The sequence below is a fragment of the Snodgrassella sp. B3837 genome, from assembly GCF_026535955.1.
In the GTDB taxonomy this organism is placed as follows: domain Bacteria; phylum Pseudomonadota; class Gammaproteobacteria; order Burkholderiales; family Neisseriaceae; genus Snodgrassella; species Snodgrassella alvi_E.
This window is the reverse complement of record NZ_JAFNPI010000010.1, coordinates 71,394-89,528: the sequence shown is the minus strand read 5'-3', so window position 1 is coordinate 89,528 and position 18,135 is coordinate 71,394. Positions and strand designations below refer to the sequence as shown.

Genomic DNA, 18,135 nt, shown 5'->3' with positions numbered 1-18,135 from the left:
ATATTGTCTAGTTAACATAGGGATGAAATAAACATGGATATGAAACAAACCGATCTGGCTGGTATTGGTATCGGCCCTTTTAATCTGGGGTTGGCTGCTTTATTGTCACGTCATACTGAAGTCAACGCAGTGTTTTTGGATAAAACCCCCACCTTTCACTGGCATGCGGGACTATTAATACCCGGTACCACCTTGCAAGTGCCGTTTCTGGCCGATTTAGTGACCATGGCCGATCCGTGCCATCCCTTAAGCTATCTCAACTATCTGCATCAGCAGCAACGGCTGTATCTGTTTTGCTATTACGACCGCTTCCTGATTCCGCGACAGGAATATGATGATTACTGCCGCTGGGCGGTCAGCCAGCTACCGTCCTGCCATTTCGATGCTTGTGTTACCGCGGTCAATTACGACCGTCAACAGCAAAAATTTATTATTGAAAGTGAATCTGCCGCAGGCGAAAAACAAACGTATTGTAGTCAGGATATTGCTATCGGCGTGGGTACTCGGCCTTATGAACCAGACTGGTTGAAACAATCCAACCATCCTTTAATTCAACATTCCGCCCACTTTCTTAGCATGCAGGAGCAGTTGCAGCAATGTAGGCAAGTTACCGTAGTTGGAGCAGGGCAGAGTGCCGCAGAATGCGTGCTGGCGCTGTATCGCGCATTGCAGCCGGAGCAAATCAAAGCCGGTGCCTCTATCCGCTGGATTACCCGCTCTGCCGGCTTTCATCCGATGGAATTTTCTAAGCTCGGACAAGAATGCTTCACACCGGTGTATATGCAGTATTTCCAGACGCTAACCGCACAGAAACGGCGGGAAATCAGCGCCAATCAGGGACAACTATACAAGGGCATCAGCTTTACCACCATTGGTGACATTTATAATTTGCTGTATGAACGTACCATTGCTGGTGCGCCTGCTGGTCTAAGCCTATATTCCAATTGTGACGTGCAATCGGTGGAAGTACAGCCGTCTGGCGTGATAAACATGACTTGCCTGCACACCCAGCTGAATCAGCACAAAACCATCCAAACCGATGCCATCGTTGCCGCTACCGGCTACAGTCATCAATGGCCGCAATGGTTTGAAGAATTGAAAGGTACAGTGCTGCAAACTGATGATCAGAATGATTATTTGATCAACGAAGACTTTACCGCCGTTCGCTGCGATGGTGGCAAAGGAAGAGTTTTTATTCAGAATGCTGAAATTGCCAAACAGGGTGTTGGGTCGCCTGATTTAGGTATGGGCGCTACCCGTAATGGCGTAATTGTTAATCAACTCTTGGGTAAAAACTACTATCAGGTACCAGAATATTCAGCTTTTCAGCGCTATGGTTTACCAGAATAAAATTCATAGCCAAAAAAAATCGCCTGCGGGCGATTTTTTTTGATGGCTGGTAGGAAATCAGAAATCGTATGAACCAGATACATAGAATGTACGTGGTGCCCCCAGCGATAGATTCGACAGGCGTGGCATGCCCCAATAAGCTTTATTGGTAAGATTCTTCACTTCTGCGCGTACCGTAAACGGATGGCCGGATACTTTAGCGTTATAGCGGGCGCCCACATCATAGACAGTGTGACCGCCCACAGATAAAGTATTTTCCTGATTTAGGTATTGCTTGGATACAGCGGTGGCGTTGGCAGATAGGGTCACAACACCAGCAGCGGCACGGATATCCCATTCTGCACCCAGCTTGCCCTGAACCTTGGCCACACCAGTGGCCATATTGCCTTCATTATCTCGTTTGGCTAGCCGAGTGAGCTCCGGTTTAATGTAGCTGGCACCCCCCATCAGACGAACATTTTCAATCGGCGTGGCAATAAAGCTCCACTCAATACCACGGTTGCGCTGCTGGCCGCCAGAGGTAAACATATTGGTGACCACATCCGTATAACTGCTGGGTTTTTTAATGGTGAACAGGCTGATGGTTTGTGACAGCTTGTCGTAATCAAATTTAATCCCCAGCTCAGCCTGCTTGGTTTTATACGGTGCAAATACTTTCGGGTAGTTGGCCGCCGTAATTGGCGCCGAATCACCCTTTGTCAGCCCTTGTATATAATTACCATACAGCGATATATGGTCATTGGCTTTAAACAGCAGTGCTGTACCGGGCGTTAAAGCATGTTTTTTGTAATGAGTCATCAGCGTTTTATAGCCGGGAGAGAACATATCGCTTTTCACCTCCTGATAACGCAGCCCCAGTGTTAGTTGCAGTCTTTCATCCAGAAAAGACATGATATCGGCCGCTCCATAGCTGGTGAGCTCAAGCGTACTGACTGAAATTGGTGGTTTATTGAACGGTACCGTTTTGCCCCATTTGGGGTGATACATATTGGTAATCCAGTCAGCACCGGCTACTCTTCTCACCCCGTAATCATGCTCATCATGTTTGTAATAAGTGGTATTCATTACCCACTGATGTGCCACCGGACCGGTATTGAATTGACCTTTCAAACCCACGTCTGCGGATTTTTTATCCACATCGAATGCTAGCTGGCCAATCATCGTATTGATGGTGCCTTTATTGTCCAGCAGCTCAGAAGAAGTGGCACCGTTGTATTCATATTTGGTTTTACTGCGACCAAACGCTGCATAAGCCGTGATGTTATCGTTAAAATCATATTCAGCCCGCATCATTGCACCGCGGTCTTTATTGCTGACATAAGACCAGTCGGGATTGACCAGCGTTTTCGGGTTTGGCGGTGCAGGAACATCTTTTATCTTGCCCAGATTGATCCCCCTCACTACGCCATCCACACGGTCATTAGCCATATACACATCGGCTGAAACTCTGGCTCGGTGGCCGCGCCAGTCCATTCCTATCGAACCAAGCTGCGTTTTCAGATCCTGCTGCCTCACCGGTCCGGAACCATCCTGATACACACCGTTGACACGGATACCAAACTGTTTGTCCTGACCAAACCGACGGCTGGCATCAATCGTGCCGCCCCATTGCGAATCAGACATATAGGTAGGTGATATTCGCAGCAGCGGTTCATCTCCGGCGCGTTTGGATACCAGATTAACCGTACCCGCCACCGAACCGGACGGCGGCATACCATTCAGCAGCGCAGAAGGTCCTTTCAGAACCTCAATCCGTGAAAACATGGCCGGTGGCGTACGGTAATATGGCGCAATACCGAATAACCCGTTCATCGACATATCATTGGTATCAGACTGAAAACCACGAATATAGTAATTTTCACTCCAGCCGCCAATTGCCCCATTGGTAAAAACAGATGGGTCGGTAGCTGCAATCACATCTGTAATATTGCGTGCCTGACTGTCTTCAACAAATTTATCCGTATAGCTCACCGTATTAAACGGCGTTTCCATTGCTGTTTTATTGCCAAGAAAACCAATACGACTGTTTTTAGACACATGGCCGCCGGGGTAAGTGCTACTTTGTCCTGCTTCAACCACCACTTCGGCCAGGTTGGCTTCACCGGAAGGTTGTGCCTTAGTAGTAGAAGCTTTCCTCACCGCTGCTTTAGCCTCATCATCAGCCGGTTGAGCATACAGCACCGGCGCATACATCAGCATGGCACTGGCCATACTCAGTAGCAGCGCTTTGGGTGCAAAAGCAGCAGCTTGTAAGCCACGGCTATCGCGTTTCTGGGGCGCAGACAGGCCATCCTGCCTGCGGTGATGCGTGTGTTTACCCATCAATTTCTCCTGAAAATTCAGTCTACAAAAATGTTTAAATTTATTGGCAGTAGTTGATTCCTGTAGGCTGATAAGGGTTTGGTTGTGAAATCGTTATCAGTATTATTGATAACCTTTCATCACATCCTGCATCAGCAAACGCATCGAAGTAGGGCTGGCACCAGTGGTATACCAGGCATCGGCATCCACAAAAACCACGCGCTTATTCTTCCATGCTTTGGTGGCGCGCAATAACGGATTGGTTACCTGAGCCTCCGTAATCACTGGCTGATGTTCCATTACCGAAGTGCGGTCGATGATATACAGAATGTCTGGGTCAGCCCGTTTGATAAACTCACTGGAAATTGGCTGCCCATGCAGCGTGGTGCTGGTGTCATTGCTGGCCGGTTTTACTCCCAGATCGCTGAAAATAAAGCCGTAACGGGAATCCACCCCGTAATTGCTAAAAGAACCATTGTTGTACAGTACCACCAGCGCCTTTTCCGGCCGTCCTTTTGTTACCGCGCGTACTTTATTCACCTCTGCATCCAACTGCGCCACCTTAGTGCTTGCCAGCTCTTCACGGTTGAAAATCTTACCCAGCGTCAGCAGATGGTTCTTAATTGTGTCTAGATGTCCGTGTTCACTGTTATTGAAATTAATTTCATAATACAGCGTGGGTGCAATCTCACTCAGCTCCTGATAATGGTCTTTCTGAATCGGAGTCATTAAAATCAGGTCTGGTTTCAAGGTATGGATGCGCTCCATATTCGGCTGCACAATACCGCCTAAGTCCGCAATATCATCATGATTATTTTGATATTTTTTCAGAAAATGCGGAATAAAATCCTTAGGCATGCCGGCAATCGGCACATTGAGCTGATCCAGAAAGTCTGCTTCATTCATATCCAGCGCCGCCACCCGCTGTGGCACATCATTAATTGTGGTGGTACCCAGCTGGTGTTTGATAACCAGTGGTTGGGCACGCATTTGTACCGGTGTGGCGGTTGTCGGTGCCGCCTGCTTATCACATCCACTCACCGCCAGCAGAGACATCACCGCCGTCAGTCCCAGCACACCGAGTGCACTTTTTCTGAGTTTCCCGTTCATATTTATCCTTTCAACGTATGAAAATACTGACACACATAACCATGCTTACCCTGACTGATTTCAAATTCCAGTTCATATAGCCCGCTCAAACGCTCTTCTGTTATGACTTCATGAGTAGCCCCGCTGAAATACACCTGTCCCTGTTTTAAGGCCACAATATAATCAGAATAATTGGCCGTAAAATTAATATCATGCACCACCATAATCACCGTTTTTTGTTGCTCCTCACACAGCCGCCGCACCGCTGACATAATCTGTACCGCATGATTCATATCCAGATTGTTTAGCGGCTCATCCAGCAGCAGAATCGGTGTTTCCTGTGCAATCGTCATTGCTAAAAAAGCCATTTGGCGCAGACCGCCACTTAATTCATCGATATACACATCGCGCAGCGCACCCAGCCCCAAAAAATCAATGGCCTCATTTATCACCTGATGGTCGCGTGCAGACAGCACCCCGTGCCCATACGGAAAACGGCCGAAAGACACCAGCTCCTTTACCGTTAGGCGCAGGCCGAAATAAGTCGACTGGCGCAGCGTTGCCACCAGACGGGCATATTCAGCAGTCCGGATGGCAGCGATATCCTGCTTTTCCAGCAGAATCGTGCCCGAAGTAGGGGATAGTAAACGGGCCAGAATCATGAGCAGTGTGGATTTACCTGCCCCATTCGGCCCGATCAATGCCGTTACCTGATGCAGCGGCAGCTGCAGATTAATATCCTTCAGCACCGGCTTATGGCCATAACTTTTACAAATATTCCGAATATCAATCATGCCATTCCCCGATGACGCACAATCAGCAGCAGGAAATACACCCCGCAAATCAGGTTAATTAAAATACTGACCGTGGTCTTATAATTGAACACATGCTCCACCAGAATCTGCGCCACCAGAAACACCGCCACCGCCACCGCACTGGCAAACCATAGAATGCGTTTATGCTGAAAATGGCCGGCAAAGGCATAAGCCATATTGGCAATAAATACACCCATAAATGCCGTCGGCCCTACCAGACTAGTCGATACCGCTACCAGCACCGCAATCAGACCAAATCCCCAGCGCACAAAACGTGCGTAATCTACTCCCAGCGACACAGCCTGTTCTTCACCCAGTGCCATCACATCCAGCGTGGATAGATACGGGTAGCCCAAGCTGCCCACAACCAGCATCGCTACTGCTGCATAAATTAGAGTCTGAATTTCCGAATGATTAAACGAAGCATAATTAATACCCTGAAACACCGAAAATTCACCTGGGCTAATTTTCAGCTCAATAAACTGCGTCAGCGTCGTAATCACCATCGTCAGCACCAGTCCAAACAACAGCAATAACCACAGATTCTGCCGTGCGCGTGGCAGCAGAAAATGATGAATCAGCCATGAATACAACAGCATCAGACCCATTGAAGCAAAGAAATTGCCATTGAGTCCCAGCAGCCCCAAACCACTCTGTCCGAGAAAAAACAGCAGCAGCACCTGCCAAAACAGATAAACCGATTCATAGCCCATCACTGCTGGCGTGAGAACACGGTTGGTCACCAATGTCTGAAATACCACCGATGACACCGCAATGCACACACCTGCCAGCAGAATCGTTCCGAGCCGCAACAGGCGTTTGGGCAGTACATAATCAACATCAAAGCCGGAGTCATACAGCATAAAAAACAACGCCAGTCCGACAATGCAGGCACATAGTATCCAGAAGCGACGGTTCATCAGCGTAACCCCCGCAAAATCAGTAACAGAAACACAATGCCGCCCACCGCTCCAGCTGTTAGCCCAATCGGTACTTCGAACGGATAAATCAGCAGACGGCCGCAGATATCACACAACAGCAGCAAGCAGGCACCACCAAGCGCCACCAGTGGCAGGGTTTTAGCCAAATGTTCACCATATTTCAGCGCTACCAAGTTTGGAATCACCAGCCCAATAAATGGAATCGATCCCACCGTAATTACCGTGGCAGCCACCGTTATCGAAACCAGCAGCAACCCCAGCGCCACCGTACGCCGGTAGCCCACACCCAGACTAGTGGCCATTTCCGCCCCCATGCCCACCACTGTAAACCGCTGAGCAAACACAAAGCTGAGCACAAGCACCGGAATCAGCACATACAGCAGCTCATAATGCCCCTGTACCACACGGGCAAAATCACCCATTAGCCAACCTTGCACATTTTGGAGAAGATTATATTTATAAGCATAGAATTCAGCTGCAGCACTGAGCACACAGCCATACATCAGCCCGATAACCGGAATCAGCACAACTTGTTGAAAACGGATTCTGGCAACAATCAAAATATAAATCGCACCGGCTACAAAGCAGAACAGCAGTGCAGTCAGCATTTTGCTGAACACACCGGCTGAAGGCAGCAGCACCAGCGATACCAGAATGCCCAGCTTAGCCGCATCCAGCCCGCCAGCCGTTTCCGGTTCCACAAATTTATTGCGGACAATCTGTTGCAAAATCACCCCGCTAACAGACAGCCCCATACCCGTCAGAATAATGGCTATCAGGCGCGGCAGACGGCTGGCGCGTAGCGTCAGCCAGTCACCCTCGGCACCGGCCAGTAAGCCCGACCATGACACCGGATCTGAGCCTACCAGCAAAGACACAATGCACAAACTGATAAACACAGCCGTCAGCGCGCGATACATCAGCCTAAAGCCTTATCAGCGTGACAACAGCACCTTGCTATCGACATTGAATTGAAAATAAGAAAAACTGCAAGCCGGCAGGATAAATTCTGCGCCTGCTCTGGCTGAAACCGCCCGCGCATTGATTCTCCTCAAGAAGGTGTATTGAATTCTTATCTCATGAGCACATGATTCATAACATATGCCCAAAATAGATAACACCGATTATTATTGATGGAAATGAGAATCAATTGTATTATATTGCTAAATTATATGTAAAGTCTTATTAATACAATAAAAACAATCTAGCTTCAAAAGCAGAATAACACCGACACAAGCCCCTCAAATAGTTAATAAAAGTTAATTTATTGGCTTTTTATACCAATAAACGGCCATCAATTAACATTTACTCACTTAGCATAGTCAAGACAAGAGAGGTTAAACAGCATGCTCAACACCCAAACAGCACCATCACCCGCAACCGAACACGAAGAATACATCTGGATGCAGCAATTGCAGGAACCGGAGCAGATAAAATATCAGCTCACAGCATGGCAGATGCATCCTGCTCCGGATACTGCCATCCTGCAACAAAGCATTCAAAATCTGCTCAGCAACCATCCCGATTTAAATACCCGTTACGAATTCACCGATGATGGCGATTTATACAAATATCCAGACACAGACTGGACAGCCTGCATACATCATGAGCAGACAGACTCAGACAGCGTTGCCGGCTTATTAACTACTCTGGCGCAGCTTCAATGGCAACCAGAAAGCATGCCCCCGTTTTTGGCCGATATCATCAGCACCAGCACTGGCGTTACACTGGCCTTTCGCTTCCATCCAATACTCTCACAATCATTCACAACCGAAGAACTATGTGAAGAAATAATGGCTGATTACACCAAGTTGAGTCATTCTACCCGCCCGCCCGAGCTGATTCCCATTAATCTAGACGGCCTCAACACCATGGTTCAGGCACACGCTAACAGTGCCATTTCTGACCTTATTCTGACCGAGTTCAGAAACACACTGGCTGAGCCGGATATGTCAGCGGACGATGACTTCTTCGACTTTGGCGGCCATTCACTGCTGGCTACCCGCGTCATTGGCAACCTACAAAACAACCACGGCGTCAAACTCACCTTCAACGACTTCTTCAAATCACCCACCGCCCGTGCACTGGCTACCGTCGCACGGCAAGAGCAGGCACCAGCCAACACCACTGAAGCACAGCCGGATGAGCAGGCACCCCTAACACTGGCACAGGATTTTCTATGGCAGGCCTACCGTGCCTTCAACTTTAGTCCCATATATAACTTACCCTTTGCTGTAGAATTTCAGCAGCCAATCAATGAAGAAGCTTTGCATCAGGCTTTTCAGGATTTAATCATCCGCCACGTTGGTTTGCGTACACTATTTCGCAGTGATGGAAAGCAAACCATACAATACACCGTGCCTGTAGCCGAACTAAAGCAATACCACTGGTTCTGGCCAAGCAGCGACAGCACCGGCGCCACATTAGCCAGCGAAGCAGCCTACCAGTTTGATCTGACCCGCGAACTGCCACTCAGAATCCGGTTATTAAAAGCCAAAAACGGCCACACCATTCTTTCCTTTCTCGTGCATCACATGGTCATCGACGAATGGTCTCTAAATACCATCATGGCCGATTTAAACACTGTCTACGCCGCGCGCCTGCAAGGTAAAGCGCCTGAATGGCCAAATAGCGTACCGAGTATTCATGAATTTGCACGCCAGCAACGTTTGCACGGCATCGACCCGCAACACCTCGAATACTGGCGCAGCCGTCTGCAAGGAGCCGTTACCGGCCTGAACCTAAAAACAGCCGTCCCCGCAACCGGCAACAGCATCCCACAGGTAGAATGGCTGCAACTCAGTTTCGACCACACCTTCCATCAACAAATTTCTGCCTTTGCCAGAACCCACCACGCCTCTATTTTCAGCGTGTTTTACACCGCCATCGCCAGCGTGCTGCAAAAAGAGGGCGATTTACAAGAAATCGTTATCGGCACCTCAGCTTCCGGCCGTACCGACCCAAATTACTTTGACACCGTCGGCTACTTCACCACCATGGTGGCTCACCGTATCCGTTTTAGTCCGCATCAGACATTCGATTCCCTGCTAGCTGCCACCAGCCAGCAAATCAACGAATCCATGGAATATGCAGATATCCCGATAAACTATATCCAGCAAGCCATCGGCATCCCCGATAATCAGGGCTTAATGTTTGACGTATACATCCACATCCACTCCGGCAACGCCCTCAACGGTGAGCTCAACACCCCACAGGGTACGGTTCCCTACCGGCAAATACTGCCCGAACGCAATGAATCCATGTTTGGCCTGCATTTCGAAATCATGGAAAACCTCATCAACAACCAGCCCAGCCTGAGCATGATCATCACCTATCAGACACACCGCTTCCCGAGCGCATTAGTCCAACGCATTGCCGCTGAAATACAACAGTTATTGCTGCAATTGGCCGCTCAGGCTGTCATCAAAGCTGGTCGCTAAACCAAAGTCCCAAAACAATAAAGTGCTTAAATCTACTTTAAGCACTTTATTGATATTATTTTCTAACACTAATGCTGCATCTTCTGCTGCACCTGTCGCACCACATCCTGTATCGTCTTACAACGCAGCAGCAACGGCGCCTCAAGCTTAATATCAAACTGCTCTTTAATCCGGTCAGCCACCTGCATCAATTGTTTCAGTCGCATGCCCATCGCTAGAATCTCAGTGTGTCCAGTGATATTTTCGGTACTGGCAGCCGATTGCGAGTGGAAGTCGTGGAAAATAGCCACAATATCCGCAGCCAGAGTCTGCTCCTGCACTGAAGTGGTCTCAGCCTGCGGTGCAGACGGATACAACTGTTCCTGTGCCATTTGCTGAACCAGCTTGCGGTCAATTTTCACATTGCGTGTTAGCGGAATTTCCTCAACCGCCAGCCAGCGTGTCGGAATATGTGATTTAGGCAGGCTCAACAGCAGATGTTCTTTCAACGCCAAAATATCCACATCCTCCATCCCCGCCGGCAGCTTATACACGGCCACCAGTTCCTGCATCGCTGTTACCGGATGCGTACAGCCCACCACCACACTATCGGCTAGGCCGCCGGATTTAGCCAGCACCGCTTCCACCTCTGCCGCCGAAATCCGTACTCCCTTAATCTTCAAATAACCTTGCGTACGCCCCGCAAAAATAATATTGCCATCCTCACGGATATAGCCCAGATCACTCATACGTAATGCAACTTTTCCGCCTGCGCAGTCCAGTGGCACAAAATCATTGGTCAGCATCTGCCCATTAAGCAGATAACCATTGGATAGATTCACACCTGACATATACATTTGCCCCACCTCACCAAGCGCACACGGCTGCAATGCTTCGTCCAGAATATAGTAACGGTTGTGTGGCAAAGCCTGACCATAAGGAATCACATCCACATCTTGTGCTGTTATTTCATGCCAGATACTCCAGATAGTGGTTTCCGTCGGCCCCCCCAGCGAAAACAGACGAGCCTGTGGTACTTGCTGGCGTAAATACTCAATCAGAGCAGGCTTAATATAATCACCTCCCTGTGCCACCAGCCGCAACGATTGTAATTGCTCCGGCCGTGCCACACTGCACAGCATATCCACAATTGCCGGTACACTCACCCACACTGTAATCTTGTGTTCGGCCACCAGCTCAGCCCATGCACACGCATCCTTCACCTGCATTATTGTCGGTACTACCAGCGTTGCTCCCTGAGCCATCGCCGCAAACACATCGAATACCGACATATCATGATGAAATGGCGTTACCGCCATCAACACATCTTCCTGCCGCACTTGCCACCTGTCGATTGTGTGTTCGAGCACATTCGCCGTAGCCTGATTATTCAGAACCACACATTTCGGCACCCCCGTACTGCCGGAAGTATACAAATAATAAGCCGCACTTCTGTCCAGCCGGTAGCGGCATTCCGCCATCGGCATTAACGGAGCTGACGGTAGCTCATCCAGCACAATACATTGCCGACCAGCAATATGCGCTTGTGCAATCACGACATCAACCTCACTATTGTCGAGCAAATACATACGCCGTGCCGGTGGTGCGTCCATATCCACCGGTAACCAAATAATGCCCAGCAGCGCGCATGCCACCACCGCATACACATGCTCCGCGCTTTTAGGCAGACACACCGCCACCACCGCGCCAGCTTGTAAATCTTTTTGTTGCAATGCCTGCATGAATCTGGCCACCTGTTCACCCATCTGTGGATAACTAATGGCCTGACCAGCATAAAAGAGTGCCGTTTTATCCACCGCACCCGCAAACAAATTACGCCGGATACGGTCTAAAAAATCAAACACCTGCTCCCCTGTACCCTCTGTATGCAATCCGTCCGGTACATAGTCATCTGATGCAGAAGGGTAGGGTTGTTGTAGCGCGGCTTGGTCAGATTGCATATCAATTTCTCCCATTATCGTGAAAACACAGTGGCAGCCATCAAGCATTGCCCGCTCAGTTAACTGCCTGCAGACAAACACATTCTATACATGATTAACGCTTTTTAAAAGATAATAATAATTATTTTCATTTATAAATATCGGTATGATTTATAAATATTTTTCTAATCGTATCTGATTGTCAGATATATCTTGTCAAACTCAGCAGGTAATAATTGCCAGACGCAGAAGAGTAGGGACAAATTGGCTGAAAGAGCAGATTTGTATAAAACATAAACAGCCGCAAACATTTAGCAGGAATAAATCACAACAATATTTTTGTTGCTCCTTATTCTAAGTATACATATAATAAGTTTACTTATTAAAAAGGGAAAACAATGGACAAAATAGCAATCACTTTCACTTTGCCAACCACAGCTACACCAGAAAAAATCTGGCCTTACTTCACTGAAATCGCATTAAGACAGCAGTGGGAAACCGATCTAGAAGAATTTCGCCTCACAGGCGAACTCAAAACCGGCGTACAGGGCATGTTTAAAATTCAGCATATGCCCGCAATGCCTGTAACACTTTCAAAAGTCATAACCAATCAGGAATTTACTGAAGAATTTAATATGCCCGATATCGGCTTATTATATTTTTCCCATCAGATAGTGCAGCTATCAAAAGACCAATATGCCTTAAAAGCTGAAATTGCGCTCATTCCTGATGAAAAACTTGATGATGCCGCAACTCGTGATTTTCTAAAACAAATCTCTGATGATATTATGGACAAAGCATACGCATTGAAACATCTCGTCGAGAACTAAAAAATGAGTCAGGACAATAAATTTCATACACAATTTACCAAAGATAGCGATTCAATTGGTTTTGTTTTCATGAAAACTTATTCGTCCTGGCACAACCAAATAAAAAATTGTCTCAAACAGCAGCACATCACCCATCCCCAGTTTATCGTACTGGCCACACTTGCCTATTTGTCACAATATGAGCAAGAAATCACACAAGTCTTACTCGCCGATAAAACCAATATCGACGTCATGACCATCTCACAGATACTGGAAAATCTAGAAAAAAAAGACTATATCATCCGCAGCGTTTCCAGCAGAGACAGCCGTGCCAAATCCATTACCCTCACACCAGCCGGCTTCGACAAGGCCAATCAAACCGTGCCTCTAGTCGAGCACATAGACCAGCAGTTTTTCGCGGCATTAGGGAAAAATAAAAACCGCTTCCATCAGATGCTTTTAGCCCTGTTGAAAGTTTAAAACTAAGTTTTCTTCGGTTTACTTTAACTATAGTAGACTTAAAATGTTAATTATACCAACATCATTTATATGGCAATTGGCTGATATTGCCAATCATTGTTTCCCCAAATTATAGAAAAATTTGCCACAATTATGATCAAAGATTGATTTATATTTGAATAAAAATTGTTTTATTGAATACAAAAAAATAACCGCTCTTGGCGGTTATTAATGGTGGCCAGAGGCAGGATCGAACTGCCGACACACGGATTTTCAGTCCGTTGCTCTACCGACTGAGCTATCTGGCCATCGGGGAAGAGTGCGCATTAAACCAGATATTAGCGTGCTTGGCAAGTATTTTATTGGTTTGGTTGTTTATATGATTGTTTCTGTAACAGAAAAATCTGATTCATGACATTTTGCCTGCTATATTGGCAGCCAATGCTCCACTCTAAATGCTTTCTAGGTCTGGTTTTTGGTTAATAGTGGACGGGTAAACGGAGCTGTATTAAGGTAAGCATTTTTTATCACAAAGGCGAAACAGATGCAGGGCGAAGATAAGCCGCAATGGTTAAATGGCTGGTGGCAGCAATGTACGCATACACCGTCGCCGAATTTTAGTCCCCGCCCGCAGCCGGCCGATATATCGCTAATTGTGTTACATAATATTTCCCTGCCACCCTTTGAATACGGACAGGAAGCAGTACAGCGGCTGTTTACCAATCAGATTAAAGCGGATGAACCGGATGATTTTATGCGCTCGCTTACTGCTTTGCGCGTATCCAGTCATTTCTTGATTGAGCGCAGTGGTGCTTTAGTGCAGTTTGTATCCTGTGATGATGCAGCATATCAGGCGGGCGTATCGCGGTTTGAGGGGCGAGAAGGCTGTAATGCGTTTTCGATTGGTATTGAGCTTGAAGGCTGCGATTTTGAGCCGTTTACAGAGTTTCAATATGCACAGCTAATTGAGTTATTGCAAGCATTATGTGTCCGTTATCCGATACGCGCAATTACTGGTCATCAGCATGTGGCGCCGGGACGTAAGTCTGACCCAGGGCATTTTTTTCAGTGGCCGCGGCTCTGTGAGCATCATTTGCCAGTAATAACGGATTATCAATGGCCTTTGTAGCTTAAAGCTGCCTGTGGGTGGTATTTTTGGTTATAATTCCGGTTAACTGTTAATTAAATTGCGGCTTTCGCAAATTGTCTAGTAGGAATGTAATGAGTGATTCTGTATTGATTGTGCTGGTGGTGGGTGCAGCCATTATTCTGGCGGTACTGGCCTATAATATTTATCAGGAAAGCCAATACCGCAAGCAGTTGCGTGATCAGTTTGGTCATGCCAATAAAGATGCTTTACTGGACAGTCAGGTAAATTCAGTACGCGATGGTGCAGAAGCACAGTCGGTGCTGAATACCAAAGCCATGGTGCCAGAGCCTGAGGAGGATAAAGCTGCAGATGCTGTGGCGGCGCAGGCTGAAACCATATTTACCGGTGAAAACGTCGTGCCCGAAGCCTCTGAAGAGCTGGCAGCGGAAGAAGAAATCATTGAGGCGGTAGAGCCTGTGCCGGCAGCGGATTCTGAAGAGATTGCAGCAGGGAATACATCTGAACGTGCCCCGATGGTGCCATTATCACGTACTGTTGCAGTAAAAGGACGTAAAACTTTGCTGGACGTACACGATATGTCCAAACAGCCACTGCCATGGTTTGATGTTCGTTTTGATTATCTGGCTTATATTGCTTTGTACGAACCGAAAGAATTGCATGCTATGCCGCGCTTGAGCAGCCGTTCCCGTTTTAGGCTGGTGGGCTGCACCATGGACGACCGGTATCAGATAGCCGAGCCGATTCCTAGTGTTTACTATCAGGGATTTGTGGTTGGTTTACAGGCAATCAGTCGTAGCGGTCTGCTGACCCATGAAGAGCTGGCGCATTTTGGTGAACAGGCAAATCGCTTCGCTGAGCAGATGGATGGTCAGTTATTGTTAACTGATATTAACACTTTCCTCGATGTGGCGCGGCCGCTCGATGAGCTGTGCGCCCGTGTTGATCAGACCATTGCCATTCATCTAGTATCGCGTAGCAATGTTAGTGGAATGGAATTGCGCACGGCGGTGGAAAAACAGGGATTTGAGCTTGGGCACGATGGGGCGTTCTTTTATGCCGGTAGTGATGGTGAACCTTTGTTTAATATTGTTACCTTGGATAACACGCCGTTTACATCCACTTTGTTAGCAAATCAAAATTATCGTGGATTCAGTATGTTATTTGATATAGTACATATACCGAACGGCGAAAAATGTTTTGATCAGTTTATGGATATGGCAGTTAAGCTTTCTAGTCAGCTGGGTCTGGATCTGGTTAATGATAAAGTGGAAGAATTATCCACTGAATGGCTGCGAGAAGTGCGCCGTTATGTGATTGACCGGCAGAAAGAAATGAAGCAAGTTGAGCTGGACCCCGGAAGTGAACTGGCAAAAAGACTGTTTTCCTGATATTGCCTGAGATTTTAATTAAAGAAGAGATGGCAAGCCGCAGAATGGGGTTTGCCATTTTTTTTAGCTGCTTTAAGGAAAGACTGCTATGGATTCAGTAAGCGAACAGCAAATAATTGATTTAACTGCACTGCTTAATCGCTATGCCCATGAGTACTATGATTTGGATGCGCCTACTGTCCCAGATGCTGAATATGACCGGCTGTTTCGACAGTTACAAGCATGGGAAGAACAGTATCCGCAATGGCGCCAACCAGACAGCCCAAGCAGACGTGTGGGTGGGCAGGCGCAGCAAAAATTTACTGCAGTGGTGCATCAGATTCCAATGTTATCGCTGAATAACGCATTTTCACCGCTGGACGATAATAATAAGTTTGACCACAGCGAAATGTATGCTTTTGATAAGCGTGTGCGTGATGGTCTGGGTGCTGAGCCTGATTATATTGTGGAACCGAAATTTGATGGTCTGGCCATCAGTCTACTTTATCGGGACGGCTTATTGATACAGGCTTCTACTCGTGGCGATGGCTATACGGGCGAAGACGTAACCGAAAACGTACGCACCATTATCAATATTCCTTTGCGCCTGCAAGAAAACGATGTACCCAGTGTGCTCGAAGTGCGGGGTGAGGTGCTGATGCTGAAAGCCGATTTTGAGCGGCTCAATGCGCACCAGCAGGCAGAAAATCTGAAAACTTTCGCCAATCCGCGTAATGCCGCCGCCGGCAGTTTGCGCCAGCTTGACCCAAAAATTACCGCGCAACGACGCCTGCATTTCTATGCTTATGGTGTGGCACAACTGGATGAACGCTTTGCCGTAGCAAGTCACAGTGAAGAATTAGCTTTAATGGCTCGGTTGGGCTTAACCATTCCGCCGCAAGATACTTTATGTTACCACGCCAATATCGAAAAAATACTTGCCTTTTATGAACATATTTATCAGGTGCGTGCTGATTTACCATTTGGTATCGATGGTGTGGTGATTAAAGTTGATAATCTGGCACAGCAGGACAAACTGGGCTATGTGGCACGCGCGCCGCGCTTTGCTATTGCGCAAAAATTTCCAGCTGAGGAAATGTTGACTACGGTAGAAGCCATTGATGTGCAGGTGGGAAGAACCGGTGCGGTAACACCGGTGGCGCGATTGACGCCGGTATTTGTTGGCGGTGTGACCGTGACAAATGCTACATTACATAATGAAGGTGAGGCTCAGCGCAAAGATGTGCGCGAGGGTGATACCGTAATAGTGCGCCGTGCCGGTGATGTAATACCGGAAATTGTATCGGTGGTGCTGGCACAGCGGCCGATGGTGGAACAACAAACCGATTTAATCACACCTGCAGAAGCAGTACCAAAGTATCCGCCATTTCGTATGCCGGAGCATTGTCCAGTTTGTGGTCATGAAATTGTGCGCGAAGAGGGCGAAGCAGTAGCGCGCTGTAGTGGCGGCATGCTGTGTCAGGCACAGCGGGTACAGGCGCTGATTCACTTTGCATCACGCCGTGCCATGGATATCGAAAATCTGGGCGAGCGCCAAATTGAATTGCTGGTAGCTCAGAAACGCGTTCACCATTTTGCTGATGTCTATCATCTGCAACTAGATGATTTACTGGCGATGAAGCAGCAGGCTAAACAGGAAGCGGCCAATAGTGAAGAGTCTGCGGCAGATGAGCTTGCCTTATCTACAACCGGTAAAGCGGCCAAGCAGCAGCCTTCCAAATGGGCTGAAAATATTCTCGCAGGCATTCAGGCTAGCCGTCAGCGCCCGCTTGCTAATCTTATCTATGCTTTAGGTATTTTTCATGTGGGCGAACGTACAGCCAAACAATTGGCACAGGCTTTTGGTGATCTGACTACACTAACACAGGCTACCGAGCCTTTATTGGCCTGTTTGCCAGATATAGGCAGTGTAGTAGCACATTCTGTGGCTTATTTTTTCAGTCAGAAAGATCAAACCAGCCAGTTAAAGGAATTGCTTGCTGCTGGTGTGCAACCTCAGCCGGAAACCCGTCGTTTGCCACTGCAAGATTATTTTATTCCTGAGCGTATACTCGCGCGTTTACCAGGAGCAAATCTGACTGAGTCGAGAGCACAAAAATTATGGCAACTGGCCGGTATGGACTGGGCTAAGCTTTTTACCGATAAAGCTTTACCCGAAAGCTGGCAGCTGTGGTGTGCTGAACCACAAAATCATGAATTATTAAAACAAACCATAACTTTATGTGAGCAGTTGCTTGCCGTTCAGCCGGAACAAATTACATCAGCAGCCAATGAAGCCATAGCCGGTAAAACCTTTGTGCTTACTGGTACTTTACCTAGCTGGTCGCGCGATGTGGCACAGCAGCATATTGAAGAATGTGGCGGAAAAGTAAGTGGCAGTGTGTCAAAGAAAACCGATTTTGTAGTGGCTGGAGCAGATGCGGGCAGTAAGCTGGCCAAAGCGGAAGCACTTGGTGTTACCATATTAGATCAAAGCGCATTGATGACCATGTTGGGAATAAAAGAATAGAACT

At 47.6% G+C, this 18,135-nt stretch carries 13 protein-coding genes and 1 tRNA gene; 7 read left to right on the top strand and 7 right to left on the bottom strand.

What is annotated here, in order from left to right; all coding sequences use genetic code 11:
• Positions 1-33: 33 nt before the first annotated feature.
• Complete coding sequence (gene basC, locus J3U67_RS03815) at positions 34-1,350, top strand: putative histamine N-monooxygenase (RefSeq protein WP_267403879.1); 1,317 nt, start codon at positions 34-36, stop codon at positions 1,348-1,350.
• A gap of 57 nt (positions 1,351-1,407) precedes the next feature.
• Here basC and J3U67_RS03810 read toward each other — a convergent pair whose 3' ends face one another.
• From J3U67_RS03810 to J3U67_RS03790, 5 genes are all read right to left on the bottom strand, one after another.
• Positions 1,408-3,672: a TonB-dependent siderophore receptor gene (locus J3U67_RS03810; RefSeq protein ID WP_323811360.1), complete on the bottom strand. Its 2,265-nt coding sequence runs from the start codon at positions 3,670-3,672 to the stop codon at positions 1,408-1,410.
• A 102-nt stretch (positions 3,673-3,774) separates the two neighbouring features.
• The gene (locus J3U67_RS03805; RefSeq protein WP_323811361.1) at positions 3,775-4,761 is read right to left on the bottom strand and encodes a siderophore ABC transporter substrate-binding protein; all 987 of its coding nucleotides are present in this window, start codon (positions 4,759-4,761) and stop codon (positions 3,775-3,777) included.
• A 2-nt stretch (positions 4,762-4,763) separates the two neighbouring features.
• On the bottom strand, positions 4,764-5,534 hold the full coding sequence (locus J3U67_RS03800; RefSeq protein ID WP_100156536.1) for an ABC transporter ATP-binding protein: 771 nt from the start codon (positions 5,532-5,534) through the stop codon (positions 4,764-4,766).
• Positions 5,531-6,475: an iron chelate uptake ABC transporter family permease subunit gene (locus tag J3U67_RS03795; RefSeq protein ID WP_100151897.1), complete on the bottom strand. Its 945-nt coding sequence runs from the start codon at positions 6,473-6,475 to the stop codon at positions 5,531-5,533. The genes J3U67_RS03800 and J3U67_RS03795 overlap by 4 nt, the downstream gene beginning before the upstream one ends.
• Positions 6,475-7,416 carry an ABC transporter permease gene (locus J3U67_RS03790; RefSeq protein WP_267391561.1) on the bottom strand — a complete coding sequence of 314 codons (942 nt, stop codon included), beginning with the start codon at positions 7,414-7,416 and terminating at the stop codon, positions 6,475-6,477. Before J3U67_RS03790 ends, J3U67_RS03795 begins: the two co-directional genes overlap by 1 nt.
• 426 nt (positions 7,417-7,842) lie before the next feature.
• On the opposite strand from J3U67_RS03790, the gene J3U67_RS03785 reads away from it, so the two are divergent.
• On the top strand, positions 7,843-9,936 hold the full coding sequence (locus tag J3U67_RS03785) for a condensation domain-containing protein (RefSeq protein ID WP_267403878.1): 2,094 nt from the start codon (positions 7,843-7,845) through the stop codon (positions 9,934-9,936).
• A 68-nt stretch (positions 9,937-10,004) separates the two neighbouring features.
• On the opposite strand, the gene J3U67_RS03780 is transcribed toward J3U67_RS03785, so the two are convergent.
• On the bottom strand, positions 10,005-11,876 hold the full coding sequence (locus tag J3U67_RS03780; RefSeq protein ID WP_267403877.1) for a non-ribosomal peptide synthetase: 1,872 nt from the start codon (positions 11,874-11,876) through the stop codon (positions 10,005-10,007).
• Between the two features lie 377 nt (positions 11,877-12,253).
• Here J3U67_RS03780 and J3U67_RS03775 point away from each other — a divergent pair, with 377 nt between their 5' ends.
• On the top strand, positions 12,254-12,685 hold the full coding sequence (locus tag J3U67_RS03775) for a hypothetical protein (protein ID WP_267391564.1): 432 nt from the start codon (positions 12,254-12,256) through the stop codon (positions 12,683-12,685).
• Positions 12,686-12,754: 69 nt separating this feature from the next.
• On the top strand, positions 12,755-13,144 hold the full coding sequence (locus J3U67_RS03770) for a MarR family winged helix-turn-helix transcriptional regulator (RefSeq protein WP_267391565.1): 390 nt from the start codon (positions 12,755-12,757) through the stop codon (positions 13,142-13,144).
• 211 nt (positions 13,145-13,355) lie between these two features.
• On the opposite strand, the gene J3U67_RS03765 is transcribed toward J3U67_RS03770, so the two are convergent.
• Positions 13,356-13,431: transfer RNA gene (locus J3U67_RS03765), tRNA-Phe, on the bottom strand.
• 236 nt (positions 13,432-13,667) lie between these two features.
• Here J3U67_RS03765 and ampD point away from each other — a divergent pair.
• The 3 genes from ampD (at position 13,668) to ligA (ending at position 18,131) form a co-directional block, all read left to right on the top strand.
• Entirely contained in the window at positions 13,668-14,252 is a 585-nt protein-coding gene (gene ampD, locus J3U67_RS03760; RefSeq protein ID WP_267391566.1) for a 1,6-anhydro-N-acetylmuramyl-L-alanine amidase AmpD, read from the top strand.
• A 107-nt stretch (positions 14,253-14,359) separates the two neighbouring features.
• A complete protein-coding gene (locus J3U67_RS03755) occupies positions 14,360-15,622 on the top strand; it encodes a cell division protein ZipA C-terminal FtsZ-binding domain-containing protein (protein ID WP_267391613.1) in 1,263 nt (420 codons plus the stop codon).
• Between the two features lie 88 nt (positions 15,623-15,710).
• Positions 15,711-18,131 (top strand): NAD-dependent DNA ligase LigA, encoded by a 2,421-nt coding sequence (gene ligA / locus J3U67_RS03750; protein WP_267403876.1) that lies wholly within the window; start codon positions 15,711-15,713, stop codon positions 18,129-18,131.
• The last annotated feature ends 4 nt before the right edge of the window (positions 18,132-18,135 follow it).